We start from the raw sequence: 16717 nt of genomic DNA, 5'->3' as shown, positions 1-16717 counted from the left end.
CGCACCACGGGGACGGAGCCGGTCAGCCGTTCTCGACACCGCCGGCGGAATTTCTCTCCGCCGCGTACTCGTCGTCGGTGACCTGACGGCCCCACGTGACGGGAGTACCCGTCTCGTCGTTCTGCTGCATCGCGACGTGGACCATGAACCGGTTCGGTGCCGCGCCGTGCCAGTGGTTCTCCCCCGGCTCGAAGAACACCCGGTCCCCGGCACGGACGACCTCGACCGGTCCGCCCTCGCGCTGGCACAGCCCGACCCCCTCGGTGACGTAGATCGTCTGTCCGTGCGGGTGGGTGTGCCAGGCGGTCCGCGCGCCGGGGGTGAAGTGCACGAGCGCGGCGGCGAACGTCGAGGTCCCGGCGGGCTCCGCGACGGGGTCGATGTAGACGTCACCGGTGAACGCGTCGGCCGGGCCCTTGCGGGTGTCGGGACCACTACGGGTGATCTGCATGGCTCCGGACGGTACGACGTGCGGACCGGCCGGGACGAGCCGAACCGCCGGGCTCAGCCCGCGAGCAGCGGCGGGATCAGGTAGATGATCTCGAAGGCCTCGTACACCGCGCCGACGACGAACAGCACCAGCGCGGGGACGGCGAGCCGGCCGGCCTGCCGCAGCCCGGCGACGTACCCCTGACGTCGGCTCTCCGCGCCGACGGCCTGCGGGCGCAGCCAGGCGCGCCCGATCAGGTAGGCGGCGAACATGACCACGACGTAGGCCTGGAACTCGATCAGCATCGTCAGCGAGTGCGGGATCAGCATCGTCGCCACGGTCTCGTCCACCGGCGCGAGGGCGACCCCGAACTCGAACGCCTTGTACCCGGCGAGGGCGATCCCGGCGAACGGCACGACCAGCGACGGCAGCAGGATCATCGCCAGGCCGACGGTCACGGTGTTCACCGCGAAGATCGTGAGGCTGAACAGCCAGACGTTGCCGAGGAGGGACACGACCAGATCGGTCGTCCCGTCTCCGTCCAGCGCTGCCGTCCGGGCGGCGGTCAGCTCGGGGAGGACCAGCGCCGTCGCCATCCCGACGAGGCACAGCCCGTACATGAGGGCGTTCAGGACGAGGTAGGCGCGCAGGTTGTCGCGGACGAGCGTGAACGCCGGGCGGACGAGTCTCATGTGGTCACCCCTTCCCGGGCCGGCTGGGTGCCCTGCCCGGATCCGGTGGCGACGGTAGGGACGCCGTCCGGCTGACCGGATCGGTCGAGCGGCCGGGACCTGCCGACCGAAGGAGGAGTGGGCCGGGACGGACGTCACGGCATCCGGCGCCCGGTCACGAACCGGCGGCGGAGGAACCCTCGTCGGGCGAGCCGACGTCGGCGGTGGCGACCCGGCGCAGCAGCGTGCGCAGCACGGACTGCTCCTCGCCGGAGAGCGGCGCGAGGATCCGCGCCTCCGCCTCCCGCAGCGCGGCCTCGGTGTCGCACAGGCGGGCCCGCCCGGCGTCGGTGAGCACGACGCGTCGTGCGCGGCGGTCGGCCGGGTCGGGACGGCGCTCGACGAGGCCGGCCTCCTGGATCTCGTCGAGCAGGTAGGTCATCACCGTGCGGTCGACGCCGAGCTTGCGGGCGAGCGCGAGTTGGGTGGACGGACCGTCGCCGGCCGCCGTGGCGAGCACCTGGAAGCCACGCTGCCCGCCGGGGAGGTCCCCGATCACGCACTGCACCGCCGTGGCGTGGTCGCGGGCCACCCGTCCCAGTGCCCAGGCCAGGTCGCACTCCACGCCCTGCGGAGCCGGGATCTGCGAAGTGGACACGGTCACAGGATACGCGCTTGCCAATGCGTTCTGTCGTGCAGATACTCTGTTTGACAGAACATCTTCACGAGAGATCACCACCGGAGGTCGCCATGTCCCTGCTCCGACTCGACTCGAGCATCCGTACCGAGAACTCGGTGAGCCGCGAGATCACCGACGTCGTCGAGCGCGCCTACCGCGAGGCGCGGCCGGAGGCCACGGTCGTCCGCCGCGACCTGGGCGTGCAGCCGGTGCCCATCGATCTCTGGAACACGGGGGTCGTCGCCGGCGCCGTGGCCGACTCCGATCGGACCCCCGAACAGCAGGCGGCGGTCCGGGAGACGGCGCGGCTCGCCGACGAGGCGGTCGCCGCGGACGCCCTGGTGATCGGGCCGCCGCTGTACAACTTCAACGTCGCCGCCCACCTCAAGACCTGGGTGGACACGATCGTCACCGACGCCCGCTTCGCCCCCGGCGCGACGCCGCTGGCCGGGAAGCCCGTCGTCCTCGTCGTCTCCCGGGGCGGCGGCTACGGCCCGGGCACCCCGCGCGAGGGATGGGACCACGGCACCGGATGGCTCGTCCGCATGTTCGGCGACGTCTGGGGCGGTGACGTCAGCGTGATCGAGGCCGAGCTGACCCTCGCCGACGTCGTGCCGGCGATGAGCGAGCTGCGCCCGCTCGCCGCGGAGAACCGCGACCGGGCCCGCGCCGAGGCGCAGGCCGCGGGAGCGCGGTGCGCGGGTGCGGTCGCGGTGGCGTGAGCCGGGGCCCGGCGGCGACCCTCAGGAGGTAGCCCCCGAGGGGACGGGGACGTGCCGCTCGCGCTCGTCGACCACGCGCCGGGCCTTGAAGGTCGTCTCGGGCAGGGCACCGGGTTCCAGCAGCCGCACCGGCACCCTGATGTTCACCGCGAGCCGCAGGGCGTTCTCCACCCGCCGGGCCAGCGCGTCCCGCGCCGCGGCGGCGTCCGCCGCTGGCAGGGCGGTGAGGGCCGCCGCGGTGTGGTGCGAGAGCTCGGTGTGGACGCTGATCTCGTCGAGCGCATCGGGCCGGGTCACCCGGATCTGGAACTCGGGGCCGAGCTCGTCCACCGTGCGCAGCGCGGTCTCGACGGCCGAGGGGAAGATGTTGGCCCCGCGGACGACGAGCATGTCGTCGAGCCGCCCGAGGACGCCCTCCGGCATGCGCGGGTAGGTGCGTCCGCACGGGCACGGGCCGTCGTCCAGGTAGGTCTCGTCGCCCGGCGCGAAGCGGATCATGGGCTGGGACTCGCGCCAGAGGTGGGTGTAGACGACCGCGCCCCGGTCCCCGACCGGCAGCGCCGTGTGCGGGTCGTCCGTCCCGACCACCTCGACGTGAACCTCGTCGGAGATCAGGTGGGTGCCCGTGCCTGCGGTGCACCCGACGCTGGTCTGGAAGGGATACATCTCCGACGTGGAGCCCGCGTCGACCACGGTGGCGCCCCAGCCCTGCTCGATGATCCGGCGTGTCCCGGGCAGGGAGCCCCCGGGCTCGCCGCCCACCAGCAGGGTGCGGACGGAGCCCGACGCGAGGTCGATGCCCATCCGCTCGGCCACCGAGAGCAGATGGATGCAGTAGGAGGGCGTGGCGGTGAAGACCGTCGAGCCGAGCCGGGTGATCAGTTCGAGGTGCCGCTCGGAGTCGGTGACGCCGAGCGGGAAGACCGTCGCGCCGATCCGTTCGAGGCCCTGCAGGACACCCCAGCCACCGAAGAACAGGCCGAACGGGAACCCGACCTGGGCGATGTCGTCCGGGCGGATGCCGGCACACCACTGGGCCATGGCGTGCACGTCGGCGGCACGGTCCCAGTCGCCGTGGGAGACGGCGTACAGGGTGGGTGTGCCCGAGGTCCCCGACGAGCCGTGGATCCGGGCCAGCCCGCTCGACCCGTCCGCACCGGTGAAGTCCCGGGTGTAGCTGCCGAACGGCGGATGCTCGGCCTGGTCGGCGACCAGCATCTTCTTCGTGATCACCGGGACCTTCGCGGTGAAGTCCTCGAGCGAGCGCACCTCGTCGGGGTGGAAACCGTGGGCGTCGTAGTGCCGTCAGTAGAACGGCAGCTGCTCGTAGGCGTAGTGCAGCTGGTGCCGGAGCCGATCGAGGACCACCGTGTCCCGGTCACGGGGGTCGCGGGTCTCGCGTTCCTGGTCCCAGTAGCGCGGGAAGCCGCGTCCGTCCCGGTCGGCCGCACGCGGCCCGGCGGCGGTGCTCATGCGGGTCCTCTCGTCACGTGTCGTCGGTGGTCCTCGGACCGCAGAGCCGGTCCGGGGCCGGCGGACGTCCGCTGCGGCCCCGGACCGGAGATCAGCCGGCGCTGCCCTTCGCGTTCCAGCCGCCGTCGACCGGGAGGACCTCGCCGGTGCAGAAGCTCGCGTCGTCGGACAGCAGGAACGCGGCCGCGGCGGCGATGTCCGCAGGCGTGCCCAGACGCGGGATGAGGTGGGCAGAGACGAAGTTCTCCCGCATGCTGTCGGTGATGCCGGCGAGGATCGGGGTGTCGATCGTGCCCGGGCAGATGCAGTTCACCCGGATCCCGCGCGGGCTGAACTCCATCGCGACCTGCTGGGTGAGGCTCACGACCCCGCCCTTCGCCGCGGAGTAGGCGGCGAGGTTCTCCAGCCCCTTCAACGCCGCCATCGAGGCGATGTTGAGCACGGCACCGCCACCGTCCGCCAGCATCCGCGGGATCACGGCCTGCATCCCGAGCCAGACGCCCTTGAGGTCGGTGTCGACGACGTGGTCCCAGCCGGCCTCGTCGAGATCGACCACGTTGTCCGGGCCGAGGGTGTTGGTGACGCCCGCGACGTTCCCGAGGGCGTGCACGCCGCCGAAACCGCCGACCGCCTCGTCGACGAGGCGCTTCCAGTCCCCGGGCTTCCGCACGTCCATCACGACGTGGGCGGCCATCCCGCCGCCGTCGACGATCTCCCGGGCCGTCGTGTCGTCGTCCTGCAGGTCGCCGATCACCACGGCGGCGCCCTCGGACGCCAGCCGCAGCGCGATGCCGCGGCCGATGCCCTGCACACCACCGGTGACGACGGCGACCTTGCCGTCGAACCTGTTCATGCTCACTCCGATGTCGATGGGAAGTCGGGGGTCCGGTGCCGGACGGGTCAGGCCTTGCCGAGCGCGACGTCCGCGAGCTTCGCGCGGCGCGCGAGGTTCTCCCGCGGGGTGAACTGCGGCGTGACGTAGCGGGCGAAGAGCTCCAGCGACCGGTTCCACTTGTCCGTGGTCACCCAGTCCCGGGTGTTGATCAGGAAGGTGCCGAAGCCGCCGGTCTGCTCCTCGACCTCCTTGATCTGACGGGTGCAGTCCTCGGGGCTGCCGATGATCCAGGGGATCTCCTCGACCATCCACTCGAAGGTGAGGTCGGCGTCGTCCATTCCCTCGCCCTTCTTCATGAGCGCACCGAGGCCGAGACCCAGCAGGTACTCGTAGGAGCGCCGGACCCCCTCCCGGATCTCGTTCATCGCCTGGTTCTTGCTGTCCGACACGTAGACCTCGCGGCTGACCCGCCAGTTCTGCCGCGCGACGGCCGGGTCGAGGCCGGCTTCCTCGGCCGCACCGGTGAGCGCCGCACCGTGGGCGAGCAGGTCGGGCGCGTCGGTGTAACCGCGGTTGTCGGTCGGTGCGAAGTAGACCGACAGGGCCTTCCAGCCCTTCGCACCGCAGCGCGCGTAGTTGTGCGTCCCCGTCAGGCCGGCGATCGCGAACGGCGGGACGTCCTGGTACGGACCGACCCGCAGCTGCCGGTTCTCGTACTTCCAGTAGACGCCCTCGTAGCTAACCGGGTCCTCGGAGGTGAGCAGCTGCCAGATGATCTCCAGGGCCTCGGTGGTGCGGGGGGCGGCCTCGGAGCGCTCCAGCCCGAAGAGGGCCTGGTCGGTGGGCAGCCCGCCGCCGCCGAAGCCGTACTCGAGGCGGCCGTGGGTGAGGTGGTCGAGGAACGCCATCCGCTCGGCCACCTGGAACGGGTCCTGGTACGGCAGGTTGATCACGCCGGTGCCCAGGCGGATCCGGCTGGTCACGGCGGACGCCTTGGCGATCATGTACTCGGGGACCGGCACGTTCTCGTAGCCGCCGGTGTGGTGCTCACCGATCCAGTACTCGGAGAACCCGAGCTTCTCGGCCAGGACGATGTCGTCGATGTCCCGGTCGTAGGACAGCGTCCAGTTCTCGTTCGGGGGGTGCTCGGGCATCGTGAACAAGCCGAACCGCATCGGTCGGACCTCCTGGCCGCAGTCGTCCGGCGCCCGGCACCCATCGTTGCCAAACGCAGAGTCGTTTTATGTGTGGCAAACAGTGACCTGCTTCACCCCGGGGTGTCAAGGTCCTTCCGGACCAGCGCAGATGAACCGGGTATTTCCGTGCGGATCACGCATCGGGGCTCGATTGATAACCGACCCATGGTTTGTTTACATGGAGGCACTTCGACTCAGGGGAGTTCACGTGTCACACGTCGACGCCGTCGATCCCCGCCCCCACGCCCGGCTCGACGCCGGCGGTGCGTGGCGGCTCCACGGCCTGCGCTGCCCCCGCTGCGGCGCAGTGTCCGCCTACGCGTGGCCGCGCTGTCCCGGCTGCGCCGGCCCGGCCGAGCCCGCCGTGTTCGGCCCCGGGGGAACCGTGTGGAGCAGCACCGTCGTGCGCATCCCGGTCCCCGGCCGGACGCCGCCCTTCGCCCTCGCCTACGTCGACCTCGACGACGGACCGCGGATCCTCGCCCACGTGCCCGGCCCGGCCGCCCCGCCCGTCGGCGGCCGGGCCCGGCTCGTCGCCCCGACCGGGTCCGGTGACCTGGCGGTCGAGCCGGACGCCGCGTCGTGAGCCGGGTCGCGGTCCACGGCGTCGGGACGTCGCACTTCGGCCGCCGGCCCGACCGGGACCTCGTCGGTCTCGCCCACGACGCCGTACGCGAGGCCCTCGCCGACGCCGCGGTCGACGCCGTCGACGCCGTCTGGGTCGGCACGGTCTTCGGCCCACCCGGCGTGGCCCAGCGGACGCTGCGTGCCCTGGGGATCACCGGCGTCCCGGTGATCACGGTCGAGAACGCGTGCGCGAGCGGGACCACCGCCTTCGCCGAGGCGCACGAGGCCGTCCGCACCGGACGGTACGGCCGGGTGCTGGCGCTCGGGATCGAACAGATGAGCACCGCCTTCTCCGGTGCGATCACCCCCGAGCCCACGGATCCCGAGCAGAGGTCCGGGCTGGCGCTGCCGGCGTTGTACGCGATGAGCGCCGCGCGCTACCTCCACCTCGGCGCCGTCACCCCCGCCCAGCTGGCCGCCGTCTCGGTGAAGAACCACGCGCACGCGTTGCACAACCCGCGCGCCCAGTACGCGGGGAGCTACACCGTGGACGAGGTCCTCGGATCGACGATGATCTCCGACCCGCTGACCCTCCTGCAGTGCTGCCCGACGTCCGACGGCGCGGCCGCGGCCGTCCTCGCACCGGCGTCGGGAGGCGACCGCGAGGTCGTCGTGCGCGGTGTCGCCCTGCGCAGCGGGGCACCGTGGAACGAGACGTCGCCCCACGTGTGGGGATACGACATCGTCCGGGACACCGCTGCCGACGCGCTGGCCGCCGCGGGCCTGGACACCGTCGGCGACGTCGACGTCGTCGAGGTGCACGACGCGTTCACCATCGGCGAGATCGTCACCACCGAGGCGCTCGGCCTGGTGGCGGAGGGCGAGGGTGGCAAGGCCGCCGAGGCCGGGGTGACCGCGCTGGGTGGCCGGCACCCGGTCAACCCGTCGGGCGGGCTGCTCTCCCGCGGGCACCCGCTCGGTGCGACCGGGCTCGCCCAGGTCGCCGAGATCGTCTGGCAGCTGCGGGGGGAGGCGGGCGGCCGTCAGGTCGGCTCCGCCCGGATCGGCCTGGTCGAGACCATGGGCGGCGGGGTGTCCGTGCTGGACGGGAACGCCTGCGTCGTCGCCGTACTGGAGGGGCCGTGAGTACTTCCCGTGTCGACGTCAGCGGGATCGATCTGCTCGGCCCCGAAGCCGTCGCGGACCCGTACCCCGTCCTCGCCGCCCTGCGCGAGCACGACCCGGTGCACTGGAGCGGGAGATACCGGTCGTGGTTCGTCACCCGGTTCGACGACGTCTCGGCGGCACTGCGGGACGTCCGGTTCTCGTCGGACCGGATCGCCCCGTACCGGCGGGCCAAGCTCGACGGCCCGGACGCCGATCCCGGGCTCCGGTCGGCCTTCGGCGTCCTCGAGGAGTGGATGGTCTTCAAGGATCCGCCGGACCACACCCGGCTCCGCAGGCTGCTCAGCCGGGGGTTCACCCCGCGGGCGGTCGACCGGCTCCGGCCACGGATCGAGGAGCTCGCCGACGAGCTGCTCGGCACGGCGACGGCGGACGGGTCCGGGACCGTCGACCTCGTCCGGGACTACGCCTACCCCCTGACCGCCTCGGTGATCGCCGAGATGCTCGGCGTCCCCCGGCAGGACCAGGACCGCTTCAAGCACGGGTCCGACCAGATCACCGGACTGGTCTTCGGCGGGATGGGCGACGCCGGACGGCACGCCAGTGGCGCGTCCGGCATGGCCGAGCTGACCGGGTACCTGTCCGACCTGGTGGCCGCGCACGAGCGCGAGCCCGCCGACGACCTGCTGTCCGCACTGATCGCCGCGCGGGACGAGCACGACTCGCTGAGCCACGACGAGGTCATCGCGACCGGTGTGCTGCTGCTCTTCGCCGGCCACGAGACGACCACGAACCTCATCGCCAGCGGCGTGCTCGCGCTGCTCCGGCACCCCGGGCAGCGGGCCCTCCTCGACGCGGACCCGACGCTCCTGAACGGTGCCGTGGAGGAGGTGCTCCGGTTCGACGGCCCCGCCAAGACCGTCGCCCGGGTCATGGCCGAGGACGTGGAACTGCGCGGGCGCACCCTCCGCCGCGGCCAGCGGGTGTTCCTCAGCCCGTCGGCGGCCAACCGCGACCCCGAGGTGTTCGACGACCCCGACACCTTCGACATCACCCGCCGCCAGGGCCGCCAGCTGGGCTTCGGCGTCGGGCTGCACTACTGCCTGGGCGGCCCGCTCGCGCGGCTGGAGGCGGCCGTCGCCATCCCGCGCGCCCTCGCTGCGCTGCGGAGTCCGGAGGTCGACGAGGAGCAGCTGCGCTGGGCCCCCGTCCTCCTGTCCCGCGGCATGGAGCACTTCCCCGTCCGTGTCGACCCGGCAGGAGGCCCGGGCGGGCATGGGACACGATGAGCGGGTGACGGAGCCGGCAGAGGTGGTACCCGGCGGTTTCCGGCTCGACGGCGAGGTCGCGATCGTGACCGGTGCGTCGTCGGGGCTCGGCGCCCATTTCGCCCGGGTCCTGGCCGCCGCCGGGGCCGGCGTCGTGATCGGTGCACGGCGGCCGGCGGAGCTGGACGCGGTCCGGTCCTCGATCGTCGACGCCGGGGGCAGGTGCGTCGCGGTCACCACCGACGTCGCCGACCCCGAGCAGTGCCAGGCGCTCGTCGACGCCGCGGTCGACCGGCTGGGACGGGTCGACGTCCTGGTCAACAACGCCGGGACCGGCTACGGCGCCCGCGCCGAGCGGGACGATCCCCGCCGGGCCGCGGCCCTGCTGCAGGTCAACCTGCTCGGCGCGTACCAGATGGCCGCCGCCGCGGGCCGCGCGATGATCGCGGCCGGGCGGGGCGGGTCGATCGTCAACATCTCCTCGGCACTGGGCCTCACCGCCGGGACCGTCCCGCAGGCCGCCTACTCGGCGTCCAAGGCGGGGTTGACCGGACTGACCCGCGACCTCGCGGCCCAGTGGTCGGGCCGGCACGGCATCCGGGTCAACACGCTGGCCCCCGGGTACGTCGACTCCGAGATGACCGCGCCCCTGATCGAGCACGAGGAGGGACTGGCCGCGGCGGTCGGACGGATCCCGCTGGGCCGCCTCGGTACCCGGGAGGAGCTCACCGGTCCCCTGCTCCTGCTGGTGTCCCGGGCCGGCTCCTACGTCACCGGCGCCACACTGTGCGTCGACGGCGGCTGGACGATGCACTGATGCCCGGCCGTCGCGACCGCCGGACCGGGGAGGACTGACCGATGCCACGACCGAGCCGCTGGCCCGACCTCGTGCACGCCGCCGGTGAGGAGTTCCGGGAGCGCGGTTACGACAACGCCACCCTGGAGAGCATCGGCGCCCGTGTCGGGATCCTCAAGGGCAGCGTCTACAACTACGTGAGCAGCAAGGAGGAGCTGCTGCTCGCCGTCGTGGAACAGCCGGCCCAGGCCCTGCTCGCCGAGCTCGACCGCCTGCGTGCGGACACCGGCAGCAGCGTCGCGATGCGACTGCGCGAGCTGGTCCGCACCCAGATCCGGATCTTCGCCGACTACTACCCGGCCGCGTTCGTCTACCTGCAGCACGTCGGCAGGTTCCGGTCCCCGACCTTCGCCCGGTTCGACGACATGGACCGCCGGTACATCGCCGCGGTCGAGTCGCTGCTCGCCGAGGGCGCCCGGAACGGGGAGTTCTCGCTCGCCGGCGATCCCGCCGTGGCGGCCCGGGCGATCGTCGGGATGCTGGACTGGATGCAGCACTGGTTCACGCCACACGGCGAGGAGGCGGACTCGCAGCTGGCCGACCAGATCTTCGCGCTCGCGCTCGGCGGACTGGTCGCCGCGGGCGGCATCCACGGTCTGGCGAAGGGGACCCCGTACGCCGCGCGGACGGTGCCGACGGGGAGCTGACCGGGCGGAAGGTGTCTCCCGTCGAGCGTCGTTCATCGCCCCGGACATCTCGTCCTCTTCGGGAATCGATGGCCGCACACAACGCCGCATCATGACGGTCCTCCTGCTGGTCATCGGCCTCGAGCTCCTGGGGGACGCGCTCGCCGGCCCGGCGTCGGGGTCCAGCTGAACCAGGTCCGGCGCGGGTCGATGGCCGCACGGTCACCGTCCGAAGGTCACCCGTCCCGGAGGAGGCGCCCGGATCCAGGTCGATGCGAGCGTCGGTGGATGACAACCACGTCGAGGTCCGCAACGCCGTCGATCGCCCAGCAGCAGGAGGATCTGCGGGGCCGCCTACCCTTCGACGACACGCTGGACTTCGACGACGCCGAACGGGGACTGATCGCCTCGATCGATCAGCCGGTCGTCGGCGCGGACGGCACGGTCCTGTGGGACAACTCGACCTACTCCTTCCTCAGCGGCGACGCTCCGGACAGCGTGAACCCGAGCCTGTGGCGCCAGTCCCAGCTCTCCGCGATCGGAGGCCTCTTCGAGGTCGTCGAGGGGATCTACCAGGTGCGCGGCATGGACCTGTCGAACACGACATTCGTCGAGGGCGACCAGGGCGTCGTCGTCATCGACACCCTGCTGTCGAAGGAGACCGGCGCCGCGGCGCTGGAGCTGTACCGGCTCCATCGCGGAGACCGGCCGATCAAGGCGGTCGTCTACACCCACTCGCACGCCGACCACTTCGGCGGGGTGAAGGGATTCGTCACCGAGGAGGACGTGGATGCGGGAGCAGTGCGGATCCTCGCTCCCGACGGTTTCACCGAGGAGGCGGTCGCGGAGAACGTCTACGCCGGAACGGCGATGGCCCGTAGAGCGGGATACATGTACGGCGCCGCACTCGCCCGCAGCCCGGAGGGCCAGGTCGGTGCCGGCCTCGGGCAGACGGTGTCCGTCGGCACCGTCACCCTGATACCGCCGACCGACATCATCACCACGACCGGTCACGAGGAGACCGTCGACGGAGTGCGGATGATCTTCCAGATGGCGCCGGGCACCGAGGCACCGGCCGAGATGCTGGTGTACCTGCCCGACTTCAAGGCACTCTGCGCGGCCGAGGACGCGACGCACAACCTGCACAACCTGCTGACCCTGCGCGGCGCCGTCGTGCGCGACCCGCACGCCTGGGCCCGCTACCTCACCGAGTCGATCGACCTGTTCGGCGGTGACGCCGAGGTCGTGTTCGCCTCCCACCACTGGCCGACCTGGGGAGCCGACCGGGTCGTCGAGTTCCTGTCCACCCAGCGCGACCTCTACGCCTACCTCCACGACCAGACCCTGCGCATGCTCAACCAGGGACTGGTCGGCCCGGAGATCGCCGAGGAGATCGTCCTGCCTCCCGCACTCGAGAACGCCTTGTCTCGCGCCGGGTTTGATGGAGGGTGTCAAGCCAGGAGATGATGAGCAGCGATGGCAGCCCCACGGAAGCACCCCAACGAGCTGCGGGAACGAGCGATCCGGCTGGTCCTCGACGCCAAGGCCGACCCTGTCAACGCCGGCACGAACGTCTGCCGCCGTATCGGTGACCAGCTGGGAATCCTTCCGGAAACCCTGCGCGGCTGGGTGAAGCAAGCCGAGATCGACGCTGGATCCCGGCCTGGGACGACGACCGATCAGGCCGCTCGGCTGGCGGAGCTGGAGCGGGAGACCCGTGAACTCCGCCGGGCCAACACCATTCTCAAGTCCGCTTCGGCTTTCTTCGCGGCGGAGCTCGACCGCCCGCAACGGTAGTCACCGACTACATCGACAAGAACAGGAACGAGTTCGGGGTCGGGCCGATCTGTGCCGTGCTGAAAGACGCCGGTATCCCGATCGCCCCGAGTGCCTACTATGCGGCGAAGACCCGTCCACCCTCGGCCCGGGCGGAACGCGACATCCTCGTCTCCGCCGAGATCGCACGCGTGCACGCCGAGAACTACGGCGTCTACGGCGTCCGGAAAGTCTGGGCACAGCTGGGCCGCGAAGGCGGCGTGGACGACCGGCCGGTCGCGCGGTGCACCGTCGGCCGGCTCATGAAAGCCGCAGGCCTGCGCGGTGTCCGGCGGCAGCGGGTGCCGCGGACCACCATCCGTGCCGACAGCCCCGACCTGCGCCCGGACCTGGTCGAGCGCGACTTCACCGCGACGGCCCCGAACCGGTTGTGGGTCGCCGACATCACCTACATCTAGACGCATTCCGGTTGGGTGTATGCCTCGTTCGTCTTGGACGCGTTCTCCCGGAGGATCGTGGGTTGGCAGCTGTCACGTCATCTCTACACCGATCTCGCCCTAGACGCACTCAACATGGGGATCTGGATCAGGGAACGCAGCGGTGCAGATCTGTCGCGGTTAACGCATCATTCGGACCGCGGTGTCCAATACGTTGCCATTCGCTACACTGAGCGGCTCGGCGAAGCTGGTGTCGTCGCTTCCGTCGGGTCGGTCGGCGATTCCTATGATAACGCGATGGCGGAGGCATTCAACTCGTTGTTCAAGGCCGAATTGATCCGCAACAAGGGGCCGTGGGCGGGGATCAGCGACCTTGAACTCGCGGTCGCCGAGTACGTCGACTGGTACAACCACCGCCGACTACACGGCGAACTCGGCTTCGTCCCGCCGGTCGAGTACGAGATCCATAACGCCACCACCACGACCGCCCGGCAGCCCGCCGGAGCATGAGAACTCAGCCTCTACCAAACCCGGCACTTGACACCTTGGAACGCCCGCGGCTACTACGGCTCTGTCAGCCACAACGTCAAGGCCATCTACCAGCGCTACCTGGGCTGGTTCGACGGCAACCCCGCCCACCTCTGGGAACACCCACCGGTCGAGAAGGCCAGGCGCTACGTCGACTTCATGGGCGGCGCCGACACCGTCGTCGACAGAGCACGCGCCGCCTACGACGCCGGCGACTACCGGTGGGTCGCCGAGGTGGTCAACCATGTCGTGTTCGCCGAGCCGGAGCACCCGGACGCGCGCGAGCTACTCGCCGACACCTACGAGCAACTCGGATACGGCTCGGAGAACGGCACCTGGCGCACCTTCTACCTGTCCGGGGCCACCGAACTGCGCGACGGCAGATTCGGCACACCGACCGAGACCAGCGCCCCCGACGTCGTCGGTCAGCTCACCCCGCCGATGCTGTTCGACGCCCTCGCCATCCAGATCGACGGACCCAGCGCGTGGGACGAGAGACTGAGCCTCGATGTCGTGCTCACCGACATCGACGAGCGCTACCGGCTCACGCTCGCGAACGGTGTGCTGACCTACAGTTCCCGGCCACAGAAGGGCGACGCCGACGCCGTGCTCACGACAGACCGACGTGCGCTCCCGGCACTCGCGGGCGGCGGCCTGAGCGCGGAGGGGCTCGCCGCAGCCGGCCTCACCCTGACCGGGGACCCGACCGTCATCACCCGCCTGGCCCGCGTCCTCGACCCGGGCGACACGAACTTCGCCATCGTCACCCCGGACTGATCCGCATACATCCATCCTGCGGTCGGGGTGCCACGGCCATGGGATCCCTCGAGACGATCCACTGACGACGTCCTGCGACGAGCGTCAGCGCCATCACCGGTCGTAGAGATCCGCGACAGATCGCAAGTGCGCAGTTCAGCGGTGGTGGAGACGAGGGGGTGCTGCGGGTAGCGGAGCCGGATACGGGAGAGGAGGCCGTGCCGGGATGGAGGGGCGGGCCGTTGACCGCGCAGTGCGGCACGTCCACGACGCGCACCCGCTGCGGCGGATCCGCGGCCCGGGGGCGACCGGCCGGGGCGCGGTCTTCGGCGGACGAGCCGATCGGCCTGGGCGAGGTTGTGTCGGCGACGCCTGGGTCGGAGTGGGTGTCGGCGCCAATGTGGGTGTCGGCGCCGGTGGCGCCGAGGCGCCCGCGGATGAGGACGGCGGCGAGCAGCGCCCCGGCGACCAGAAGGGCCGACGAGAGCAGGATCGGGTCGAGCGCGGCCGGGTAGGTGTAGTCGTCGCCGCTGAGGCCGGCGACGACGGGGATAACCGCGACCGCGAGGAGCCCGGCGGCGCGCCGCACCGAGCCGGAGCTGAGCTCAGGTCTCCCCCGTGCAAGCGGCTTGAGCGGCCAGATTCGGGCTCAGACTGTCGGAACAGTCCCGCCGTCGATCACGTACTCGGCGCCCACGACGGCCGAGGCACGATCCGAGACCAGGAACCCGACCAGGTCCGCGATCTCCTCGGGCTTCGCGAATCGACCCAGGAGAACTCCTCCGAGGGAGTCGTAGATGGTCTGCTTCGCTGCTTCACGGGTGAGCCCGTTGCCCTCGGCGATCCGGTCCACGAATCGTTCGTAGGCTTCCGTCTCGATCCCGCCGGGACTGATGGCATTAATCCGGACACCGCGCGGCCCGAGCTCGTTGGCCAGCCCCTTGCTGTACGTGCGCAAGGCGGCCTTCGCGGCGGCGTACGCCAGGGATGCGTCGTACTGGGGCAGTTCGCGCTAGATCGAGGTGAAGTGCAGCACGACTCCCGACGCTGACTCGATCATGGCTGGGAGAAGGGCTCGATCGAGCCGCACCGCCCCCAGGAGGTTGAGGTTCAGCTCGGTGAGCCACTGGTCGTCGGTGATGACCGCGAATCCGCCGGACGGCGTCGATGCGCCTCCGACGACGTGCACGAGGATGTCGAGCGGGCCGGCCTCGGCGATCCGGGCGGCGACGTGGTCGGCGCCCTCGATCGTCGAGGTGTCCGCCTCGACGAAGCGGTCAGAGTGCTCGTACCCGTCGGGCATGATCCGGGCCGTCACGTACACGTCGGCGCCCATCTGGCGCAGCCGCTCGGCGACGGCCTTGCCCGAGCCCTTCGAGCCACCCGTGACCAACGCCCGGCGACCGTCGAGGCGGTCGGGATTCGAGTTCGGCATTGTCTCTCTCCTTGGTGACGATCGCCGTGGCATGGTGCGGTCAGGCTTCGTGGTTGGCGATGACGAGCTCGGCGATGAGGTCGTCGCGCAGCGCGAAGCGGTAGTCGAGTTCGGCGACCCCACCGGGGAAGGTCCCTTCGAGCCGAACGGTCGCCACGGAGTGGGTGTCGTCGACGCGGTGAGCGCCGACCAGTTCGGTCGTGTACTCGAACTGCGACCCGGCGTCGCGCAGGAACGCGTGGGCCTGCTCCCGCCCACGGACGGTCTCGCCCTGGTCGACGAGGACCACGTCCTCGGCGAGGAACGTGGAGGCGGTGTCGTCGTCACGGACGACGTGGGCGGCGAGGAAGTCGCGCACCTTGGCCGGGAGCGAATCGGGCTGAAGGTCGGTGTGCTGTGTCATGAGCCCACCGTGTGGCCTCGCGTTGCGGGAAGGTCAAGCCGTGGACTCTCCCCCAGGGGGAGGGTCCAGGCTGGAGGGGTGCTGACCATCGGGGAGTTCTCGCAGTTGACCCACCTGAGCGTGCGTACCCTGCGTCGCTACCACGAGGCGACCCTGCTGACGCCCGCCGTCGTGGACGAGGCCACCGGATACCGCTACTACGGCGTCGACCAGATCCCGACCGCCCAGGTCATCCAACGGCTCCGCGAACTCGACGTCCCCCTGACCGACGTCCAGCGGATCCTGCGGACTCCCGACCCCGTACTCCGGGCGAACCTGGTCGCGGACCACCTGCACCGCCTCGAGGACCAGCTCGACCGCACCCGGGCCGCGGTCGTGTCGCTGCGCCGCCTGCTCCAGCCCGACCCCGCCCCGATCGACGTCGAGCTGCGCGCGGAGCCCGCCCGGACCGTCGCCGCGGTGGAGGCCGTCGTCAACCTTCACGACGTGGAGACCTGGTTCGCCGGCGCGATGGCCGAGCTGGAGGCGGCCGTCGGCACCGCGGTGACCGGGCCGCCGGGCGGTAGCTACGACAACGCCCTCTTCGAGCAGGAACGCGGTCACGCGCTCCTCTACCTGCCGACCGATACGCCGCCTCGCACCGGACGCGTGCACCCCGTGACCCTGCCGGCCGCGGAACTGGCCGTCACCACCCACGTCGGCGAGCACGACGGCATCGAGGTCGCCTATGGCGAACTCGGGACCTGGGTGGTGGAGAACGCGATGTCGGTGGCCGGACCAGTGCGGGAGGTCTACGCGGTCGGGCCACGCGACACACCCGATCCCGGTGCGTGGCGCACCGAGATCGGCTGGCCGGTCTTCCGGGTCGGCTGATCCTCGTGGGGACGATGGATGAGATGATCGACGCGTCGGTAATCAGTCACCTCGCCCAGCT

Annotated in this window: 18 protein-coding genes, 2 pseudogenes and 1 other annotated feature; of the genes and pseudogenes, 10 read left to right on the top strand and 10 right to left on the bottom strand. The window is 71.2% G+C overall.

Translation table 11 applies throughout. The features are described 5' to 3' along the window. Positions 1-22 precede the first annotated feature (22 nt). The 3 genes from Ae150APs1_RS16650 to Ae150APs1_RS16640 all read right to left on the bottom strand — a co-directional run bounded on the left by Ae150APs1_RS16650 (position 23) and on the right by Ae150APs1_RS16640 (position 1759). On the bottom strand, positions 23-451 hold the full coding sequence (locus tag Ae150APs1_RS16650; RefSeq protein ID WP_075298789.1) for a cupin domain-containing protein: 429 nt from the start codon (positions 449-451) through the stop codon (positions 23-25). 53 nt (positions 452-504) lie between these two features. Then, positions 505-1122, bottom strand: coding sequence for a stage II sporulation protein M (locus Ae150APs1_RS16645; protein WP_060574415.1), 618 nt, complete (start codon positions 1120-1122; stop codon positions 505-507). Positions 1123-1276: 154 nt separating this feature from the next. Beyond that, entirely contained in the window at positions 1277-1759 is a 483-nt protein-coding gene (locus Ae150APs1_RS16640) for a MarR family winged helix-turn-helix transcriptional regulator (protein WP_249266368.1), read from the bottom strand. A 92-nt stretch (positions 1760-1851) separates the two neighbouring features. Here Ae150APs1_RS16640 and Ae150APs1_RS16635 point away from each other — a divergent pair, with 92 nt between their 5' ends. Continuing rightward, on the top strand, positions 1852-2502 hold the full coding sequence (locus tag Ae150APs1_RS16635) for an NAD(P)H-dependent oxidoreductase (protein WP_075298783.1): 651 nt from the start codon (positions 1852-1854) through the stop codon (positions 2500-2502). Between the two features lie 21 nt (positions 2503-2523). Here the strand turns inward: Ae150APs1_RS16635 and Ae150APs1_RS16630 are convergent, their stop codons facing one another. The 4 genes from Ae150APs1_RS16630 to Ae150APs1_RS16620 all read right to left on the bottom strand — a co-directional run bounded on the left by Ae150APs1_RS16630 (position 2524) and on the right by Ae150APs1_RS16620 (position 5985). Then, positions 2524-3771 (bottom strand): AMP-binding protein, encoded by a 1248-nt coding sequence (locus Ae150APs1_RS16630; RefSeq protein WP_249266367.1) that lies wholly within the window; start codon positions 3769-3771, stop codon positions 2524-2526. A 36-nt stretch (positions 3772-3807) separates the two neighbouring features. Next, positions 3808-3975, bottom strand: coding sequence for a hypothetical protein (locus tag Ae150APs1_RS33665; protein WP_249266366.1), 168 nt, complete (start codon positions 3973-3975; stop codon positions 3808-3810). Positions 3976-4066: 91 nt separating this feature from the next. Then, complete coding sequence (locus Ae150APs1_RS16625) at positions 4067-4828, bottom strand: SDR family oxidoreductase (protein WP_249266364.1); 762 nt, start codon at positions 4826-4828, stop codon at positions 4067-4069. Between the two features lie 47 nt (positions 4829-4875). Beyond that, positions 4876-5985 carry an LLM class flavin-dependent oxidoreductase gene (locus Ae150APs1_RS16620; protein WP_075298777.1) on the bottom strand — a complete coding sequence of 370 codons (1110 nt, stop codon included), beginning with the start codon at positions 5983-5985 and terminating at the stop codon, positions 4876-4878. Positions 5986-6214: 229 nt separating this feature from the next. On the opposite strand from Ae150APs1_RS16620, the gene Ae150APs1_RS16615 reads away from it, so the two are divergent. The 8 genes and pseudogenes from Ae150APs1_RS16615 to Ae150APs1_RS16575 all read left to right on the top strand — a co-directional run bounded on the left by Ae150APs1_RS16615 (position 6215) and on the right by Ae150APs1_RS16575 (position 13966). Next, complete coding sequence (locus Ae150APs1_RS16615) at positions 6215-6592, top strand: OB-fold domain-containing protein (RefSeq protein WP_249266062.1); 378 nt, start codon at positions 6215-6217, stop codon at positions 6590-6592. Continuing rightward, a complete protein-coding gene (locus tag Ae150APs1_RS16610) occupies positions 6589-7719 on the top strand; it encodes a thiolase family protein (RefSeq protein ID WP_075298771.1) in 1131 nt (376 codons plus the stop codon). Before Ae150APs1_RS16615 ends, Ae150APs1_RS16610 begins: the two co-directional genes overlap by 4 nt. Continuing rightward, complete coding sequence (locus Ae150APs1_RS16605; RefSeq protein WP_075298769.1) at positions 7716-8987, top strand: cytochrome P450; 1272 nt, start codon at positions 7716-7718, stop codon at positions 8985-8987. Before Ae150APs1_RS16610 ends, Ae150APs1_RS16605 begins: the two co-directional genes overlap by 4 nt. After that, complete coding sequence (locus Ae150APs1_RS16600; protein ID WP_075302205.1) at positions 8974-9783, top strand: SDR family oxidoreductase; 810 nt, start codon at positions 8974-8976, stop codon at positions 9781-9783. Before Ae150APs1_RS16605 ends, Ae150APs1_RS16600 begins: the two co-directional genes overlap by 14 nt. A 41-nt stretch (positions 9784-9824) precedes the next feature. After that, entirely contained in the window at positions 9825-10469 is a 645-nt protein-coding gene (locus Ae150APs1_RS16595; protein WP_060574421.1) for a TetR/AcrR family transcriptional regulator, read from the top strand. Between the two features lie 267 nt (positions 10470-10736). Next, positions 10737-11915, top strand: coding sequence for an MBL fold metallo-hydrolase (locus Ae150APs1_RS16590; protein WP_249266363.1), 1179 nt, complete (start codon positions 10737-10739; stop codon positions 11913-11915). 9 nt (positions 11916-11924) lie between these two features. After that, positions 11925-13171: pseudogene (locus Ae150APs1_RS16580) on the top strand (IS3 family transposase). Further along, positions 12206-12334: a sequence feature (AL1L pseudoknot), on the top strand. It overlaps the preceding pseudogene by 129 nt. 27 nt (positions 13172-13198) lie before the next feature. Beyond that, the gene (locus Ae150APs1_RS16575) at positions 13199-13966 is read left to right on the top strand and encodes an alkyl sulfatase dimerization domain-containing protein (RefSeq protein WP_249266361.1); all 768 of its coding nucleotides are present in this window, start codon (positions 13199-13201) and stop codon (positions 13964-13966) included. Here Ae150APs1_RS16575 and Ae150APs1_RS31280 read toward each other — a convergent pair. The 3 genes and pseudogenes from Ae150APs1_RS31280 to Ae150APs1_RS16560 all read right to left on the bottom strand — a co-directional run bounded on the left by Ae150APs1_RS31280 (position 13953) and on the right by Ae150APs1_RS16560 (position 15783). Next, entirely contained in the window at positions 13953-14534 is a 582-nt protein-coding gene (locus Ae150APs1_RS31280; RefSeq protein ID WP_139316949.1) for a hypothetical protein, read from the bottom strand. The genes Ae150APs1_RS16575 and Ae150APs1_RS31280 overlap by 14 nt on opposite strands. Positions 14535-14594: 60 nt before the next feature. Further along, a pseudogene (locus Ae150APs1_RS16565) lies at positions 14595-15380 on the bottom strand (SDR family oxidoreductase). Between the two features lie 40 nt (positions 15381-15420). Beyond that, positions 15421-15783, bottom strand: a complete 363-nt coding sequence (locus Ae150APs1_RS16560; RefSeq protein WP_075298763.1) for a nuclear transport factor 2 family protein — start codon at positions 15781-15783, stop codon at positions 15421-15423. 78 nt (positions 15784-15861) lie between these two features. Between Ae150APs1_RS16560 and Ae150APs1_RS16555 the strand changes: the two genes are divergently transcribed. Continuing rightward, on the top strand, positions 15862-16656 hold the full coding sequence (locus tag Ae150APs1_RS16555; RefSeq protein ID WP_075298760.1) for a MerR family transcriptional regulator: 795 nt from the start codon (positions 15862-15864) through the stop codon (positions 16654-16656). The last annotated feature ends 61 nt before the right edge of the window (positions 16657-16717 follow it).

It is taken from the genome of Pseudonocardia sp. Ae150A_Ps1, from assembly GCF_001932315.1.
GTDB lineage: Bacteria > Actinomycetota > Actinomycetes > Mycobacteriales > Pseudonocardiaceae > Pseudonocardia.
This window is presented reverse-complemented; position numbering and strand designations above follow the sequence as displayed.